Annotated in this window: 13 protein-coding genes; 4 read left to right on the top strand and 9 right to left on the bottom strand. The window is 61.5% G+C overall.

Translation table 11 applies throughout. The features are described 5' to 3' along the window. Position 1: 1 nt before the first annotated feature. Positions 2 to 3,070 carry an efflux RND transporter permease subunit gene (locus GQX66_RS20955; RefSeq protein WP_240871071.1) on the top strand — a complete coding sequence of 1,023 codons (3,069 nt, stop codon included), beginning with the start codon at positions 2 to 4 and terminating at the stop codon, positions 3,068 to 3,070. Between the two features lie 580 nt (positions 3,071 to 3,650). After that, the gene (locus GQX66_RS20950) at positions 3,651 to 5,045 is read left to right on the top strand and encodes a Fic family protein (protein ID WP_240871056.1); all 1,395 of its coding nucleotides are present in this window, start codon (positions 3,651 to 3,653) and stop codon (positions 5,043 to 5,045) included. Here GQX66_RS20950 and GQX66_RS20945 read toward each other — a convergent pair. From GQX66_RS20945 to plsB, 3 genes are read right to left on the bottom strand one after another with little or no spacing between them, the layout of a single operon-like run. After that, entirely contained in the window at positions 5,042 to 5,731 is a 690-nt protein-coding gene (locus GQX66_RS20945) for a DUF4197 domain-containing protein (RefSeq protein ID WP_129974044.1), read from the bottom strand. The two genes, GQX66_RS20950 and GQX66_RS20945, sit on opposite strands and share 4 nt — an antisense overlap. Positions 5,732 to 5,755: 24 nt before the next feature. Further along, the gene (locus GQX66_RS20940) at positions 5,756 to 6,154 is read right to left on the bottom strand and encodes a YbaY family lipoprotein (protein WP_085605193.1); all 399 of its coding nucleotides are present in this window, start codon (positions 6,152 to 6,154) and stop codon (positions 5,756 to 5,758) included. Between the two features lie 51 nt (positions 6,155 to 6,205). After that, positions 6,206 to 8,710 carry a glycerol-3-phosphate 1-O-acyltransferase PlsB gene (gene plsB, locus GQX66_RS20935; RefSeq protein WP_236188092.1) on the bottom strand — a complete coding sequence of 835 codons (2,505 nt, stop codon included), beginning with the start codon at positions 8,708 to 8,710 and terminating at the stop codon, positions 6,206 to 6,208. 237 nt (positions 8,711 to 8,947) lie between these two features. Between plsB and GQX66_RS20930 the strand changes: the two genes are divergently transcribed. Further along, positions 8,948 to 9,157: a cold-shock protein gene (locus tag GQX66_RS20930; RefSeq protein ID WP_007954750.1), complete on the top strand. Its 210-nt coding sequence runs from the start codon at positions 8,948 to 8,950 to the stop codon at positions 9,155 to 9,157. Between the two features lie 135 nt (positions 9,158 to 9,292). Here GQX66_RS20930 and GQX66_RS20925 read toward each other — a convergent pair whose 3' ends face one another. The 4 genes from GQX66_RS20925 to GQX66_RS20910 form a co-directional block, all read right to left on the bottom strand. Further along, the gene (locus GQX66_RS20925) at positions 9,293 to 9,670 is read right to left on the bottom strand and encodes a hypothetical protein (RefSeq protein WP_039769649.1); all 378 of its coding nucleotides are present in this window, start codon (positions 9,668 to 9,670) and stop codon (positions 9,293 to 9,295) included. 75 nt (positions 9,671 to 9,745) lie between these two features. Further along, positions 9,746 to 10,555, bottom strand: a complete 810-nt coding sequence (locus GQX66_RS20920; RefSeq protein WP_007954754.1) for a putative RNA methyltransferase — start codon at positions 10,553 to 10,555, stop codon at positions 9,746 to 9,748. Next, a complete protein-coding gene (gene dapE, locus GQX66_RS20915; protein ID WP_011332670.1) occupies positions 10,555 to 11,706 on the bottom strand; it encodes a succinyl-diaminopimelate desuccinylase in 1,152 nt (383 codons plus the stop codon). Before dapE ends, GQX66_RS20920 begins: the two co-directional genes overlap by 1 nt. Before the next feature lie 98 nt (positions 11,707 to 11,804). Continuing rightward, a complete protein-coding gene (locus tag GQX66_RS20910) occupies positions 11,805 to 14,396 on the bottom strand; it encodes a glycosyltransferase (RefSeq protein ID WP_240871045.1) in 2,592 nt (863 codons plus the stop codon). A gap of 274 nt (positions 14,397 to 14,670) precedes the next feature. Between GQX66_RS20910 and tcdA the strand changes: the two genes are divergently transcribed. Beyond that, the gene (tcdA, locus tag GQX66_RS20905; RefSeq protein WP_039769652.1) at positions 14,671 to 15,489 is read left to right on the top strand and encodes a tRNA cyclic N6-threonylcarbamoyladenosine(37) synthase TcdA; all 819 of its coding nucleotides are present in this window, start codon (positions 14,671 to 14,673) and stop codon (positions 15,487 to 15,489) included. Positions 15,490 to 15,647: 158 nt separating this feature from the next. Here tcdA and GQX66_RS20900 read toward each other — a convergent pair whose 3' ends face one another. Both GQX66_RS20900 and GQX66_RS20895 read right to left on the bottom strand, forming a co-directional pair. After that, on the bottom strand, positions 15,648 to 16,055 hold the full coding sequence (locus tag GQX66_RS20900) for a SufE family protein (RefSeq protein WP_240871042.1): 408 nt from the start codon (positions 16,053 to 16,055) through the stop codon (positions 15,648 to 15,650). Continuing rightward, a complete protein-coding gene (locus GQX66_RS20895) occupies positions 16,052 to 17,257 on the bottom strand; it encodes a cysteine desulfurase (RefSeq protein WP_085748102.1) in 1,206 nt (401 codons plus the stop codon). Before GQX66_RS20895 ends, GQX66_RS20900 begins: the two co-directional genes overlap by 4 nt. Between the last annotated feature and the right edge of the window lie 40 nt (positions 17,258 to 17,297).

Below are 17,297 nucleotides of genomic sequence, written 5' to 3'. Positions count from 1 at the left end.
GATGGGTTTCAATCTTTCCGCCTGGGCGCTGCGCAATCGCCAGATCGTACTGTTCCTGATGCTTTTGCTGGCGATTGTCGGTGCCTTGTCCTACACCAAGCTCGGCCAGAGCGAAGACCCGCCGTTCACCTTCAAGGCGATGGTCATCCAGACCCGGTGGCCGGGCGCGACCGCTCAGGAAGTCTCACGCCAGGTCACCGAGCGCATCGAAAAGAAACTGATGGAAACCGGTGAGTACGAGCGCATCGTTTCGTTCTCGCGTCCCGGTGAGTCCCAGGTCACGTTCATCGCCCGCGACTCTATGCATTCGGTGGAGATTCCGGATCTCTGGTATCAGGTGCGCAAGAAGGTCAGCGACATTCGCCAGACCCTGCCGCCGGGGATTCAGGGGCCGTTTTTCAACGATGAGTTCGGCACCACCTTCGGCAATATCTATGCGCTGACCGGCGACGGTTTCGACTACGCGGTGCTCAAGGATTACGCCGACCGCATCCAGATCCAGCTGCAACGGGTCAAGGACGTGGGCAAGGTTGATCTGCTCGGTTTGCAGGACGAGAAGGTCTGGGTCGAATTGTCCAACGTCAAACTCGCCACACTCGGCTTGCCGCTGGCAGCCGTGCAGCAGGCGCTGGAGGAACAGAACGCTGTGTCCACCGCAGGGTTTTTCGAAACCGGTAGCGAGCGTTTGCAGCTGCGGGTGTCGGGGAATTTTCAGACGGTCGACGAGATCAAGAACTTCCCGATCAGGGTCGGTGATCGTACGTTCCGTATCTCCGATGTCGCCGACGTGCGGCGTGGTTTCAACGATCCTCCGGCGCCGCGCATGCGCTTTATGGGCGAAGACGCTATCGGTCTCGCGGTGGCGATGAAGGACGGCGGCGACATTCTGGTGCTGGGCAAGGCCCTGGAAATCGAATTCGCCCGGATCCAGAAAAACCTGCCGGCCGGCATGCAGTTGCGCAAGGTCTCCGACCAGCCAGCGGCAGTGAAAACCGGCGTGGGCGAGTTCGTTCAGGTGCTGGTCGAAGCGCTGGCCATCGTGCTGCTGGTGAGCTTCTTCTCCCTCGGCGTACGCACCGGCATGGTGGTGGCGCTGACCATTCCATTGGTGCTGGCGATGACCTTCGCCTGCATGTATTACCTCGGCATCGGCCTGCACAAGATTTCCCTCGGCGCGCTGGTGCTGGCGCTGGGCTTGCTGGTGGACGACGCGATCATCGCCGTGGAGATGATGGCGATCAAAATGGAGCAGGGTTTCGACCGGATCAAGGCTGCCAGTTATGCCTGGACCAGCACCGCGTTCCCGATGCTCACCGGTACGCTGATTACGGCCGCAGGCTTCCTGCCGATTGCCACGGCGCAGTCCGGCACCGGCGAATACACCCGCTCGATCTTCCAGGTGGTGACCATCGCCTTGCTCGCATCCTGGGTAGCGGCCGTGGTGTTTGTGCCGTATCTGGGGGAAAAGCTCCTGCCGGATCTGGCGAAGATTCACGCAGCCAAACACGGTACGGCTGACGGCCAGACCGATCCTTACGGAACGCCGTTCTACCAACGGGTACGGCGTCTGGTGGAGTGGTGCGTGCGTCGGCGCAAAACCGTGATCGTGCTCACCGTGCTGCTGTTCGTGGCGTCGGTGGCGTTGTTCCGGTTTGTGCCGCAGCAGTTCTTCCCGGCTTCCGGGCGACTGGAATTGATGGTCGATCTGAAGCTTGCCGAAGGCGCCTCGCTGGCCAATACCACGGGCGAAGTCAAACGGCTGGAAGCGATGCTCAAGGATCACGCCGGCATCGACAACTATGTCGCTTACGTCGGCACCGGTTCGCCGCGTTTCTACCTGCCGCTGGATCAACAACTGCCGGCGGCGAGCTTCGCCCAGTTCGTCGTACTGGCGAAAACCATCGAGGAACGCGAAGCGCTGCGCACGTGGCTGATCGACACGTTGAACGAGCAGTTCCCGTCCCTGCGCTCGCGGGTCACGCGTCTGGAAAACGGCCCGCCGGTTGGCTATCCGGTGCAGTTCCGCGTCACCGGCGAGCATATCGAGGAAGTCCGGGCTCTGGCCCGGAAAGTCGCGGCCAAGGTGCGCGAGAACCCGCATGTGGTGAACGTGCATCTGGACTGGGAAGAGCCGAGCAAGGTCGTGTACCTGAACATCGATCAGGATCGCGCCCGGGCGTTGGGCGTGAGCACGGCGAATCTGGCGAAATTCCTCCAGAGTTCGCTGACCGGCTCCAGCGTCAGCCAGTACCGCGAGGACAACGAACTGATCGAAATCCTCCTGCGCGGCACCGTGCACGAGCGCACCGAGCTGTCGTTGCTGCCGAGTCTGGCGGTGCCGACCGACAACGGTCGCAGCGTCGCGCTGTCGCAGATTGCCACGCTGGAATATGGCTTCGAGGAAGGCATCATCTGGCACCGCAATCGTCTGCCGAACGTGACCGTGCGCGCCGACATCTATGGCAAGGAGCAGCCGGCGACGCTGGTGAAGCAGATCATGCCGACGCTTGATCCGATTCGTGCCGAATTGCCGGACGGCTATTTGCTGGATGTCGGCGGTACGGTGGAGGATTCGGAGCGTGGGCAGAAGTCGGTGAACGCCGGGGTGCCGATGTTCATTGTCGTGGTGCTGACGTTGCTGATGGTGCAATTGCGTAGCTTCTCACGCACGGCGATGGTGTTTCTGACGGCGCCGCTGGGGTTGATCGGGGTGACGCTGTTTCTGCTGGTGTTCCGTCAGCCGTTCGGGTTTGTGGCGATGCTCGGGACGATCGCGCTGTCGGGTATGATCATGCGTAACTCGGTGATTCTGGTGGATCAGATCGAGCAGGACATCGCCGCCGGGCTCAGGCCCTGGCAGGCGATTATCGAGGCGACCGTGCGGCGGTTCAGGCCGATTGTGTTGACGGCTTTGGCGGCGGTGCTGGCGATGATTCCGCTTTCTCGCAGTGTGTTTTTTGGGCCGATGGCGGTGGCGATTATGGGGGGGTTGATTGTGGCTACTGCTTTGACGCTTTTGTTTTTGCCGGCGTTGTATGCGGCTTGGTTCAGGGTTCGCAAGGAGGCTTAAGGCTGTTTGAGCGTGGCGGCCTTTGGGCCGGCCAGGCTCTTGGGGTTTTGGGTGAATATCCGTTTCTGCGGGTGTTGCCGCTGGCGGTTCCGCTCTTACAGCGGCTCACTTTTGCAAACGCCCAAAAGTAAGCAAAACGCTGGGCCCCGGCGTTCGGCCCCTCGCTGGGGCTCGGGGTTCCTTCCTTCCGGGATTCATCCGGGGGCATCGCCTCCGGTTTGCTTCGCTGCACCTCCTCTCGATGTGTTCGACTTCGTCGAACGGCGCTACGCGCCTACCCCCGGATAAATCCCTCCACTCAGCCGGCCGAAGGGGCCGGCACGTCAAGAGCGGTACTCGAGCTAACGCTCATCGTGTTGAGTGGGGTGGCTATGCCACATTTTTGGGGAGCACGTTTCAACTGTGGGAGCTAGCTTGCTAGCGATGGGGGCTGGGGGCACCCCATTTCTTTTGGGAGCAAGCAGCTTTGTAGGACCTTGCGCCGTCTCCTACGTTTTTTTCAGACGGCTCCGATATTGAGTCGCTGTGTTGGCGGTGCTGTACTCGAGGCTGTTTTTCAGCCTTGTTTGAGTCAGCGTTGATGAAGAAACCGCCGGTATTGAAGGGTCGGGCAGATCCGGTCTTTGAGTTGTTGATGCGCGCGCCTCACAAGCAGCGTCTGGCGGATTATCTTGCGTTGCTCAAGCCGCTGGATGATCAGGGGCGGTATCTGCCTTTTGAGGATTTGCGGTATCGCTGGGCCAGCGGGCTGGATTCGCGTTTGTGTTGGGCGTTGGTCAAGATGGCACGGGTCGCTCAGTACATTCATCTTCTGCCTTTGGGGGAACCGGCGCAGTGGGGGAAGTTTGTGCCGACGCCCACCGCGCAGAAGGCACTTTCAGTGGTTGATCGGCAAACTACGACGGCGTCGCTGGAGTACATGACCAGCCAGATAGGCGAGCGGGCGCATTTCAGTTATTTGCTTAACGGTCTGATCGAGGATGAGGCGATCAGCAGCAGTCAGTTGGAGGGCGCCGCGACCACTACCCGTGTGGCCAAGGACATGCTCAAGCAACGGCGTCAGCCGCGTACGCCGGATGAGCGGATGGTCATGGGTAATTACCGGATGATGAATTTCGCCTGGGAAAAACGTTACGAGCCATTGAGCGTGGAGTTGATAGCGTCGATCCATCGAGTCGGTGTCGAAGGTATTGATGACGAGCGGTATGACCCCGGGCTTTTCAGGACCAACGATGAAGTGGTGGTGCAGGATGGCGAAGGGAATACCGTGCACACGCCTCCGCCTGCCGCCGGATTGGGGAGGCGGCTGGATTTGCTCTCGCAGTGGATCAATCAATCACAGGGCTCACCTCGGCAAAAAAACTACCTGCATCCGCTGATCAAGGCGATCACGCTGCACTTTGCCCTGGGTTACGAACATCCGTTTCGCGACGGTAACGGGCGGGTCGCCAGGGCGCTGTTTTACTGGTTCATGTTCAAGCATGATTTTTCGGCCTTCCGTTATATCGCGATCAGTCTTTTACTGCGCAACGCGCCGGTGAAGTACGGGCGGTCGTATTTGCACAGCGAAGCCGATGAGCTCGATCTGACGTACTTCATCGAGTTTCAGTGTTCGGTGATTCTGCGGGCGGTGGAGGGGTTTACCGAGGTGTATCGCAAGAGTGTGGCGTACAGCGAAAACTTCGAGCACTGGCTGACCTGTTCGGGCTTTTTTGATCGGCTGACAGAGCGGCAGCGAGCGATTTATCAGGTGGCCAGAAGTGGGGTGGCGAAGGAGTTCACGGCGGGGAACGTCAAGGAGCACCTTGGTTGTGCCTACAACACAGCGGTGTCGGCGTTGAGCGGGTTGGTTGAACTGCAGGTTTTCGAGAAGAAGAAAATGGGGCGCGAGTGGGTGTACTTTTTACGTGTATCTGCTGGTGGCGGATTGAACAACGGGAGTGAGACAGCTCACTCCCGTGCCGTGTCGGCTTAGAGCGTACCAAACACTTTTTTCGCCAGACTCGTCGCTGCAGCGGCCGGGTTCTTGCGGATGGTTTCTTCCTGTTTGCCGATCATTTCGAACAGGCCGTTGAGCGCTTGTTCGGTCACGTAGCTTTCGATGTTGGCGCTCTTCGCATCCACCACGCCGAAGGTCGCGGCCTGGCCGGCGAAGGCGTTGTATTTCTGGGCTACGCCGACTTTGTCGGTCGCCTGTTTGACGATGGGCAGGAACTTGGTGCGGATCTGTTCGCGGCTGGATTTGTCCAGGTATTGGGTGGCGGAGTCGTTGCCGCCGCTGAGGATGCCTTTGGCGTCTTCCACGCTCATTTTCTTCACGGCGTCGACGAGGATCGGCTGGGCCTGGGTGACGGCGGTTTCCGCGGCCTTGTTCATGGCGGTTTCCAGTTCGTCGACCTGGGCGCCCATGCCGAAGGCTTTCATCTTGCCGGCGACTTTGCCGAGTTTGCCCGGCAGTTCGATCTTCACGTCCGGGTTGTTGCTGAAGCCGCCCGGGGTGCCGAGTTGTTTGACTGCCAGTTGCGCGCCTTGGGTCAGGGCATCCTTGAGGCCACCGGTGGCGTCGCCTTGCGACAGGTCGCTGAGGGACAGGGCCAGTGCGTTGGCGGAGATCATCAGGCCCGCGCACAGGCCGGCGAAGCGAAGGGTAGGGCGGAGCATGGCGGCTTCCTTGTTCGGAGAGAGTTAGCGGGCGGCGTCGACGCGGATCTTCAGCGGCTGCGGATCCTTGCCATCGAGCTGCACGGCATGGTTTTCGGTGGTGATGAACATCAGCTCGCCGTTGACTTCGATGCGTGCGCTGACCGAGTAGCGGTGGCCGGGTTTGACCTGGGCCGGATCGTAGCTCAAGTGGAACGGCAGCGGCACCTGGCCTTTGACCGGGCCTTTCTGTTCGTCGAGTACCACGGCTGGAGCGTCGGCCAGCGAAACGTCTTGCAGGCTCACGCTCAAGGTCGCACTGGGTGGCAGGGCGATGCGTTGCAGGTAGAACACTTCGCCGTCGAGGCTGACTTTGCCGGCCGGTGAGGTCGACTGGCAGGCGCTGAGCAGGGTAGCGGCGGCCAGCAGGGAAAGTTTTTTCATCGGAGATCTCCGTATCGACGGCGCCAGAAGAAGCCTGGCGCCTGTAGGAATTTAGTCGCTTTGCACAGGGGCGGCGACCTGATCGGCCGCATCTTCGCTGCGATGCAGGGCTACCTGACGGATCGACAGGCGAATCTCCGCCGGCAACACCCGTTTGGCCGCACCCTCGGCCAGTTCGCCGAGCAGTTCGTGGTAACTCAACTTGCCGGCTTCGTCGCGACGCAGCACGTCGAGGTCGAGCATGGTCTGAATGAAGTGGCGGAACAGGCTCTTGTCGAAGAATTCCGGCGCGTTCAGACCGTGCAGGATCGACAGGCGCTGGGCCATGACCGTGCACAGGTCTTCCAGTTCTTCGGCGCTGATGCTGTTCTGGCCGCTGTTGAGCAGCAGGGAAACGGTCATGTAGAAGCGTTGCAGGGTCTGGGCGATGCTCTTCGACAGCAGGGTCAGCAGCACGAAATGCCGCGAGCTTGGTGCCGGGCGCAGGTACACGTCTTTCTCGAAACGCAGCAGGCCTTGTTCGACGAACGCTTCCAGCCACTGATCGATCACTGCATCCAATTCGTCCAGGGTCCAGCGGATGAACAGTTCCGATTGCAGGTACGGATACAGCGCGCGGGTGTAGCGCAGGATCTGTTCGCGGCTCATGCGCGATGTGCTCTGGAAGAAACTTGCCAACAGCGCCGGCAGGGCGAAGATGTGCAGCACGTTGTTGCGGTAGTAGGTCATCAGGACGGCGTTCTGCTCGTCCAGATACAGAATCTTGCCCAGCGCATCGTTCTGCTCGGACAGCAGATCCATGTCCTTCACGTGTTCGATCAGCGCGCGGCCATCGCCTTCCGGCAAGGTGGTGTGCGGCGAATACGGAACCTTGCGCAGCAGCGCCAGATACAGATCCAGCACCCGCGCCATGGCCCGATCGTCGAGTGCCAGGCGCGTAGTCGAGAGCAGCGCCAGCGCCACCAGGTTGACCGGGTTGATCGCCGCCGCTTCGTTCAGGTGCTGCGCGACTTTTTCGCCGAGGCGATTGGTGGTTTCGTTGAGCCACGCCGGCTTGTACTGCGGGCCGAGTTCCTGCTGGCGCCAGTCCGGCTGTTCGCTATCGAGGAATTCCGCCAGTTTGATCGGCTCGCCAAAGTTCACCGCCACCTGGCCGAAACGCTGCTTGAGCGCGCCGATGACTTTGAAGATGTCGAAGATCGATTCTTTCTTCTTGCTCGCGCCACGCAGTTCGCCGAGGTAGGTGCGGCCTTCGAGCACGCGCTCGTAACCGATGTACACCGGCACGAACACGATCGGCATCCGCGACGAACGCAGGAAACTGCGCATGGTGATCGCGAGCATCCCGGTTTTCGGTTGCAGCATGCGCCCGGTGCGGGAGCGACCGCCCTCGACGAAGTACTCGACCGGGAAACCTTTGGTGAACAGGGTGTGCAGGTATTCGTTGAACACCGAGGTGTACAGCGGGTTGCCCTTGAACGTGCGGCGCATGAAGAACGCCCCGCCACGGCGCAGCAGGCTGCCGATCACCGGCATGTTCAGGTTGATTCCGGCGGCGATGTGCGGCGGGGTCAGGCCGTTGCGGAACAGTAGGTACGACAGCAGCAGATAGTCGATATGGCTGCGGTGGCACGGCACGTAGATCACTTCGTGACCCTGGGCGACCTTCTGCACGCCTTCGATGTGGTTGACCTTGATCCCGTCGTAGATCTTGTTCCAGAACCAGCTCAGTACGACTTCCAGAAAACGGATCGCGGTGTAGGTGTAGTCCGAGGCGATCTCGTTGCCATAGCGCAGGGCCTGGGCCTTGGCTTTTTCCGGGGAGATGTTTTCGCGCTCGGCTTCGTCGAGGATCGCTTGCTTGACCAGCGGCTGGTTGAGCAGGCCTTTGACCAGGTTGCGGCGGTGGGAAATGTCCGGGCCGATCACCGCAGCCTTGAGGTTGCGGAAGTGCACCCGCAGGATCCGCTGGGCCATGCGCACGGTGCGCTCGTGGCCCTTGTTGTGTTCGATCAGTTCGCGCAGGTGGATCGGTGCGGAGAATTGCACGCGGGTCTTGCGCCCCAGAATCATGATGCTCAGCAGCCGGCGCAGGCGTCCGGTGACGGCCCAGCTGTCGGCGAACAGCAGTTTCCATGGACTGTTCTCGCTGTCCGGCGACTGGCCCCAGAACACGCTGACCGGAATGATCTGTGCATCTTCGGCAGCGTTCTGGCTCAGGGCGCTGACCAGGCGGGTCAGGGTCGGCGGCGCGCCGCGCTTGTCCTGGCGGCCGAGCCAGTCCGGGTCCGGCGTCAGGTAGAAGAACGCCGCCGGTTCGATCAGCGAACCCACGGACACCGGCAGTACCGGGCGCGGCAGACCGGCCTTGGTGCACTCGGTGTCGACCACCGCCAGATCAGTCAGCGATGGGTTTTGCAGGACGTAGAACACCGGACGACTGCGGTCTAGGTTGAGGGTGAACGACGACTGGTTGATCGTCTCGGAGCGAACCCAGAGATACAACAGTCGGCGCAAGGTGCCAAACACAAGACGGCGGAACGGGGAACGGGTCATACGGCTTCTGCGTGAGTGGATAAACCGAGCGTTTGCTCGGGAGGGCGACAGTTTGCCGGATTACTCGAAAATCGGCAAAAAAGCGGCGAAGTAATCTCCTGTTGAGAGTTTTGCCGCCTGTCATATACTCGGCGATCTGTCGCCGGGGCCCTTTTATGGACGTCGGACGCAGGCTGACGTTCCGCAAAGGCTTTCCTGCGAAAAGCCTGTTCAATAATAAAAAAGGAGTATGAACAGATGGCAACACGTGAAACCGGCAACGTGAAGTGGTTCAACGACGCCAAGGGCTACGGCTTCATTCAGCGCGAAGACGGGGTGGACGTGTTCGTGCACTATCGCGCGATCCGCGGCGAAGGCCACCGTTCGCTGACCGAGGGTCAGCAGGTTGAATACGCGGTGGTGGAAGGGCAGAAGGGGTTGCAGGCTGAAGACGTTGTAGGCCTGTAACGCAAATCTTCAGAACACCAAAAGCACTGTGGGAGCGAGCTTGCTCGCGATGGGGTCCTTTCAGTCAACATTGATGTTGAATGTCCGACCGCAATCGCGAGCAAGCTCGCTCCCACAGGTTTTGTGCATTGTCTGTTACGCAGTTTTCCAGGTGATCTCTTCTTCACCATCGGCGCTGATCCGGATCCAGCGATCCGCCGTCTCTTCACCTTCTTCCTCGACCCACGTCCCCGGTGCGCAGCGCACTTCGACGTTCAGCGCGGCAAAGGCTGCGCGGGCGCAGGCGATGTCGTCGTCCCATGGGGTCGCATCACTTTCCAGATACAGGCTGTTCCACTTGCCCACGGCTTTCGGCAGCCAGGTCACCGGGATGTTGCCGGCCTTGCACTTGTAAGTCTGGCCTTTCTGTACCCAGTCGCTGCACGGGCCGAGCGCGGCGCCCAGCCAGGCGGAAATGGCCTTGTGGTCGACGTCGGCGTCTTTCAGGTAAATCTCGATATCCGGTTGGCGCATGGATGTCCTCACTGCGGGTCTGAAAAATCCATTCGCGGATTTAGCCGGCCCCGGGTCGTTGCCCGAGACCAAAAGTTATTGAAGAACGAAATAATCGTAGCGCATCGAGACAGTGGTCACGAACGGCTCTGGCTGTTCGATCACCGCCGCGCGGCGCTCGGCGCTGGCGCGCCATCCGTGGGGTGTCATCGCCAGCAGGTTGGCGCGATCCTCGGGCTTGTCCAGCGTCAGCTTGAATTCCAGGGTTTCACTGTGCGCCAGCGCCATGCCTTCCGGCACCAGGGCCAGATGCTTGTCGTCGGTGTATTCGCGCACTTCGTCGTACAGGCGTTCGCGCAGTTCCATCAGATGGCCGCTGGTCGGGCCGACTTTCATCAGGCCGCCGCCGACGCTGAGCAGGCGCTTGGCTTCTTCCCAGTCCAGTGGACTGAAGACACTGGCCAGAAACTGGCAGCTGCCGGAAGCCAAAGGCACCCGGGCCATGCTGGCGATCAACCAGGTCAGCGCCGGATTGCGTTTGCAGGCGCGCTTGACCGCCTCCTTCGAGATATCCAGCGCGTAACCGTCAGCATCGGGCAAAGCCTCGGCGATCTGCGCGGTGTAGTAACCCTCGCCACAACCGATATCGACCCAGCGCGCCGGCGCATAACCCGCCGCCAGCTCCGCCAGGCGCTTGGCCACCGGCGCGTAATGCCCGGCGTTCAAAAAGTCGCGGCGGGCCTCGACCATCGCCTGATTGTCGCCTGGGTCGCGGCTGTTCTTGTGCTGCACTGGCAGCAGGTTCAGGTAACCCTGACGCGCGCGGTCAAAGCGGTGGCCGGCGGGGCAGACCACGCCGTTGTCCACCGCGTTCAGCGGTTCACTGCAGATCGGGCACGCAAGCATCAGGCGAGCAACTTGATCAGGGTCTGGTAGTAGATCTCGGTCAGCACGTCGAGATCGGCCGCCAGCACGCGCTCATTGACCTGGTGGATGGTTGCGTTGACCGGGCCCAGCTCAACAACCTGCGTACCCATGGTCGCGATGAAACGACCGTCGGAGGTGCCGCCGCTGGTGGACGCCTTGGTCTCGCGGCCAGTGATGTCCTTGATGCTCGAAGACACCGCGTCGAGCAGTGCGCCCGGTTCGGTGAGGAACGGCAGACCGGACAGCGCCCAGTCGATGTGCCAGTCCAGGCCGTGCTTGTCGAGGATGTCGGCGACGCGCTTCTGCAGACCTTCGACCGTCGATTCGGTGGAGAAACGGAAGTTGAACACCGCCACCAGATCGCCCGGAATCACGTTGGTCGCGCCGGTGCCGGAGTTGACGTTGGAAATCTGGAAACTGGTCGGCGGGAAGAAGTCGTTGCCGTGATCCCAATGCTCGGCGGCCAGTTCGGCCAGAGCCGGAGCCGCGAGGTGGATCGGATTCTTCGCCAGGTGCGGATAGGCCACGTGGCCCTGCACACCGCGCACGGTCAGTTTGGCGCCGAGGGAGCCGCGACGACCGTTCTTCACCACGTCGCCCACCAGCGTGGTGCTCGACGGTTCGCCGACGATGCACCAGTCCAGACGCTCGTTACGGGCTGCCAGACGCTCGACCACTGCCTTGGTGCCGTGATGCGCCGGGCCTTCTTCGTCGCTGGTGATCAGGAACGCAACCTTGCCCTTGTGATCCGGGTAGTCGGCGACAAAACGCTCGGCTGCCACAGTCATCGAGGCCAGGCTGCCTTTCATGTCCGCCGCGCCACGACCGCAAAGCATGCCGTGCTCGTCGATCACCGCGTTGAACGGGTCGATCTGCCAGGCAGTCACCGGGCCGGTCGGCACCACGTCGGTGTGACCGGCGAAGCACAGCACCGGGCCGTCGCCTTTACCGTGAGTCGCCCAGAAGTTATCCACATCTTCGATGCGCATCGGTTCCAGCTGGAAACCGGCATCGCCCAGGCGCTGCATCATCTGCTTCTGGCAATCGGCGTCGACCGGCGTCACGGACGGACGGCGGATCAGGTCGATGGCGAGTTGGAGGGTCGGCGAAAGGTCGGCGTGGGCCGTCATGGAAAACTCCGAAAGCTGGGGGGCAAGGCGCGCAAAATGGCGGTTATCTTAAAGCAAAACGGCGACCATTGGCCGCCGTTTAGTGCATCCGGAAGGATTTAGACCACCGGTGCCGGTTCAGGCGCAGCCGCAGGTTTTGGCAGCGACGACAGGAACGCCATGATCAGCGCCGCCACGTACGGCAGCGACTGTACCAGCAGCATGGCCACCCAGAAGCGCATGTCGTTGCTCGGAATGCCCTGCACCAGGAAGATCCCCAGCGCCGCGCCCCACAACAGCAGCATGATGAACAGCTCTTCCCGGGCCTCGGAAATCGCCACCCAGAAACCATGGTTGTCGGCGTTTTTCGGGGTGCGGAAGAACGGGATGCTGCTGGTGAAGAAGCCGTACAGCACCGCTTTGGCGATGGTGTGCGACAACGCCAGACCGGCCAGTGCCGCGCAGAACGCATCCTTGAGGTTCACGCCCACCGCGCGACGGTAGAGGAAGATGATCTTGCCGACCTTGAACACGAACAGCGCCAACGGCGGGATCGCGAAAATCAGCAGCGGCGGATCGACCCGTTGCGGCACGATGATCATCGCCGCCGACCACAACAGCGCGCCGATGGTGAAGAAGATGTTCATGCCGTCCGCGACCCACGGCAGCCAGCCCGCGAGGAAGTGGTAACGCTGGCCGCGAGTCAGCTCGGTGTCCTTGCCGCGCAACAGGCTGCGGGTGTGGCGCTTGATGATCTGGATCGCGCCGTAGGCCCAGCGGAAACGCTGTTTCTTGAAGTCGATGAAGGTGTCCGGCATCAGACCCTTGCCGTAACTGTCGTGGTAATACGCCGCCGACAGGCCTTTCTCGAATACCCGCAGACCGAGTTCGGCGTCTTCACAGATGCACCAGTCGGCCCAGCCCAGTTCTTCCAGAACCGAACGGCGGGTCATGGTCATGGTGCCGTGCTGAATGATCGCGTCACGGTCGTTGCGGGTGACCATGCCGATGTGGAAGAAGCCTTTGTATTCGGCGTAGCAGAGCTTCTTGAAGGTGCTTTCGTTCTGGTCGCGATAGTCCTGTGGCGACTGCACCACGGCGATTTTCGGATTGGCGAAGTGCGGCACCATATGCTTGAGCCAGTTCGGGTGCACGCAGTAGTCCGAATCGATCACCGCGATCACTTCGGCGTCCTTGGCGGTGTGCGGGATCAGGTAGTTCAGCGCACCGCCCTTGAAACCGGCCAGGGGCGAGACGTGGAAGAACTTGAAGCGCGGGCCGAGGGTTTCGCAGTAGTCGCGCACCGGTTCCCAGACCGCCGGGTCTTTGGTGTTGTTGTCGATGATCAGGACTTCGAAGTCCGGATAGTCGAGGTTGGCCAGGGCGTTGAGGGTCTGTTTGACCATCTCCGGCGGCTCGTTGTAGCAGGGCACGTGGATCGAGACTTTCGGGCGGTAGTCCGAATCGCCGACCACCGGCAGGAATTCACGGCGACGCTTGTGAATCCACACCGCTTCGGCCAGTTCGTGGGCCTCGGTCAGCAACACGATGAACACCCCGAGCGCACCGAGCGCCAGCAGGAAACCCACCGTCAGGCTGAACCACGTGCTGTATTGCTGGCTGTAGTCGTAGCCGATCCACACCAGCACCGAGCCGCAGAGGAACGCGATAAAGGTCAGGAAGGTACGGCCGCGCTGACGCAGGGCCGAGCCGTCGATCATCAGCAGCGTCAGCGACAACAGCGCCAGCACCACCGAACCGATGGCCAGCACGCGCCATTGCGGGATCGCCACCACCGGGCCTTCGAAGTTGAATTTCTGCTGGCGCGCGGCGTTGAACACGCCCCAGTAAGCGCCGACCGAACCTTCATCGCTGGCCTTCCACGGCTGGTCAAACGCTTCGATCACGAAGTAGTTGAAGCCCTGGCGGTTGAGTTTGTTGACCAGCGTGCGCAGGTAGATCGCCTGATCCGCCGGCGACGCATCGGCGCCACCGCGCATGCGGCCGTTGCTCGGCCAGCCCACTTCGGACAGCAGCAGCGGCTTTTTCGGGAACATCTTTTTCAGGTCGCGGGCGCGGTCGAAGACGAACTGCCCGGCCTTGTCCACCGGAATGAATTCCCAGTAGGGCAGAACGTGGGCGGCGATCAGGTCGACGTGCTTGGCCAGCTCCGGGTGCTCTTCCCAGACGTGCCATTGTTCGGAGGTGGTCACCGGCACTTTCACGGCCGCACGCACGCGGTCGAGTAGCACGCTGAGTTCTTCGGCGGTGATTTCCTTGCGGAAGATCGCTTCGTTGCCGACGACTACGCGAACCACGCTGCGCGAAGTGTTGGCCAGTTCGATGGCGCGAGTGATTTCCCGCTCGTTGCGCTCCTGGTCGGGGCTGATCCAGATTCCGAGGGTCACGCGAAGGCCGAATTCTTCCGCCAGTTTCGGGATGTCCTGCAGAGAGCCGTCGACCGAGTAGATGCGGATGTTGTCCGTCAGCTTGCTCATGATCTCCAGGTCGCGGCGCATTTCATCGTCGGACGGATACTGATCCTTCTGTGGGAACTGTCCCTGCTGGAACGGTGAATAGGAGAAACCGGAGATCTGCTCCGGCCAGTTCGGCGCGGAGACGGGGCGGTTGATCAGCGCCCAGAAACCGGTGAACAGGGCGGCGATTGCCAGAACCACCACCAGGTTGAGTCCAAATTTACGCGATGACATAGCTGTGTCGGGTTCCAAAGGCTGTGGAACGGAGGGTCGGCTGGTTGACGCCAAGAGGGCGCGCATCCTACACCGGCAGTTCGCCAAGTCCTACAAGAGACAGGGAAATGCCGGACGTTGGGCAATCCAACCTGACTTAAGTTCTTTCGTTTCAGTGTGTAAGACAAATCTTTGTTACGTGCAGCTTTAATTAAAGCAGGCGCGTTCGCCGTTCATAGCGCAAAGATGCTCTTGGCCGCCGACGGCCCTATAATGCGCGCCGGTTTTTAGGGTAATGGTCATGAGTACAGAAGATCCGCGGTTTGCAGGCATCGCCCGTTTGTATGGCATCGAGGGCCTCGAGCGTCTGCGCGCAGCCCATGTGGCGATTGTCGGCGTTGGCGGCGTCGGCTCCTGGGCGGCGGAAGCCATGGCCCGTTGCGGGGTGGGCGAGATTTCGCTGTTCGACCTCGACGACGTCTGCGTCAGCAACGCCAACCGTCAGTTGCATGCGCTGGACAGCACCGTCGGCAAGCCCAAGGTGGAGGTGATGGCCGAGCGTCTGCGCGGGATCAACCCGGACTGCAAGGTGCACGCCGTGGCGGACTTCGTCACCCGCGACACCATGGCCGAATACATCACGCCGAACATCGACTGCGTGATCGACTGCATCGATGCGGTCAACGCCAAGGCCGCGCTGATCGCCTGGTGCAAACGGCGCAAAATCCAGATCATCACCACCGGCGGCGCCGGCGGGCAGATCGATCCGACGCTGATTCAGGTCTGCGACCTCAACCGTACGTTCAATGATCCTTTGGCCTCGAAAGTGCGCTCGACGCTGCGCCGCGACTACGGCTTCTCGCGTACCGTGACCCGCCATTACAGCGTGCCGTGCGTGTTCTCCACCGAACAGCTGCGCTATCCGAAACCGGACGGCAGCATTTGCCTGCAGAAGAGTTTTGTCGGCGACGGTGTGAAGCTGGACTGCGCCGGCGGGTTTGGCGCGGTGATGATGGTGACGGCGACGTTCGGCATGGTCGCGGCGACCAAGGCGGTGGACAAGATTGTGGCGGGCGTTCGGCGCCCGGCGGATCGGGTCAAGCCTCAGGCCTGACCAGTGACCGATCGTTCCCACGCTCTACGTCGCCGATCGTTCCCACGTCGAGGCGTCGAACCGTCTGCGTGGGAATGCCTCATTGGACGCTCTGCGTCCGCTTCGGCATGGGACGCAGAGCGTCCCGGGCTGCATTCCCACGCGGAGCGTGGGAACGATCAGTTCGGGGCGAGTTCACGCATCCGCTGCAACACGGCATTCAGGCCATTGCTGCGCGACGGCGACAACTGCCGCGATAGCCCCAACTGATTGAACCAGTCCGGCAGATCAACCAACTGCAACTCGCCAGCGGTCAAACCGTTGACCCGCAACAGCAACAACGCCACCAACCCGCGAATCATCCGTGCATCGCTGCTCGCCGCGAATTGCCAGCGGTCGTCGCGCAATTCGCCAACCAGCCACACCTGACTTTCACAGCCGTGCACTCGATTGGCCTCGCACTTGTCCGCATCGCTCAACGGCGGCAGACGATCGCCAAACTGCATCAACAATCGCGCCCGCTGTTCCCAGCCGGCGGCGTTCTGAAATGTTTGCAGCGCCTCGGCGGCCTCGACCGGCAGGCTCATCGCAACAACTCCAGCGCCTGATCCAGCGCTTCAAAGAACCGCTCCAGATCCTCGGAATCGTTGTACAGCGCCAGCGACACACGAATAGCCCCGGCCAGTTCGAAACGCTTGAGCAGCGGCATCGCACAGTGATGCCCGGCACGTACGGCGATGCCCTGTTCGGTCAGCAAGTGCGCCAGATCGGCGTTATGCACACCCTCCACGACAAAACTCGCCAGCGCCAATTGCGGCTTGCCCAACAGACGAATGCCATTGCGGGCGGCGAGGCCACGTAACAGGTAATCGTGCAGCGCCGCTTCGTGGGCGGACACCGCGTCCTGATCCAGACCGGCCAGATAGTCGAGGGTCGCACCAAGTCCGATCACACTGGCAATCGGCGGCGTTCCCGCTTCGAATCCCAAGGGAGCGGGGCGGAAACGCGCGTCGTGGTAATTGGCTTCCAGCACCATCTCACCACCGAATTGCCACGGGCGCAGTTGTTCGAGCGCTGCGTTGCGCCCGAACAGCACGCCGAGGCCATCGGGGCCGTACAACTTGTGGCTGGAAAACACGTAAAAGTCGCAACCAAGGGCCTGGACGTCATGCCGACCGTGGACCACACCTTGAGCGCCATCGACCACGGTCAGCGCGTTGTGTGCCTTGGCCATCGCCAGCAGCGCCGGCAATGGTTGCCATGCACCAAGCACGTTGGACAACTGGCTGACCGCCAGCAAGCGAGTGCGCGGGCCAATCAGGTGAACGGCAGCGGCGAGGTCGATCACACCGTCATCGTCCAGCGGCAGGATTATCAGCTTCAAGTCGCGACGTTGTGCCAGTTGCTGCCAAGGCAGCAGGTTGGCGTGATGCTCCAGGGCGCTGATGACAATTTCATCGCCGGGATGGAAAAGATGTTCCAGGCCATAGGCCAGGAGATTCAGCGCACTGGTGGCGCCGTGGGTGAAGATGATCTGCCCGCTGTCACCGGCATTCAGCCACTGGGCAACCTTCAGGCGACTGTCCTCGAACGCCTGCGTGGCGTGGGCACCGGGCAGATGTTGGGCACGATGCACGTTGGCCGCGCCATTGGCGTAGTAATGCGCCAGCGCGTCGAGCAGGGCCTGGGGTTTTTGGGTGGTGGCGGCGTTGTCCAGGTAAGTCTGGTCTTGCCGTTGCAGGGCGGCGATGGCCGGGAAGTCGGCGCGCCAGGGGGAGGGAATCATCACGGTTTCAAGCCCTGGTGAAGATGGGCGGGTTAACGCCGAA

This window comes from Pseudomonas sp. B707, from assembly GCF_022496685.1.
Lineage (GTDB): Bacteria > Pseudomonadota > Gammaproteobacteria > Pseudomonadales > Pseudomonadaceae > Aquipseudomonas > Aquipseudomonas paraglycinae.
The sequence above is the reverse complement of the archived record's forward strand: the minus strand, read 5'-3'. Positions and strand labels throughout refer to the sequence as shown.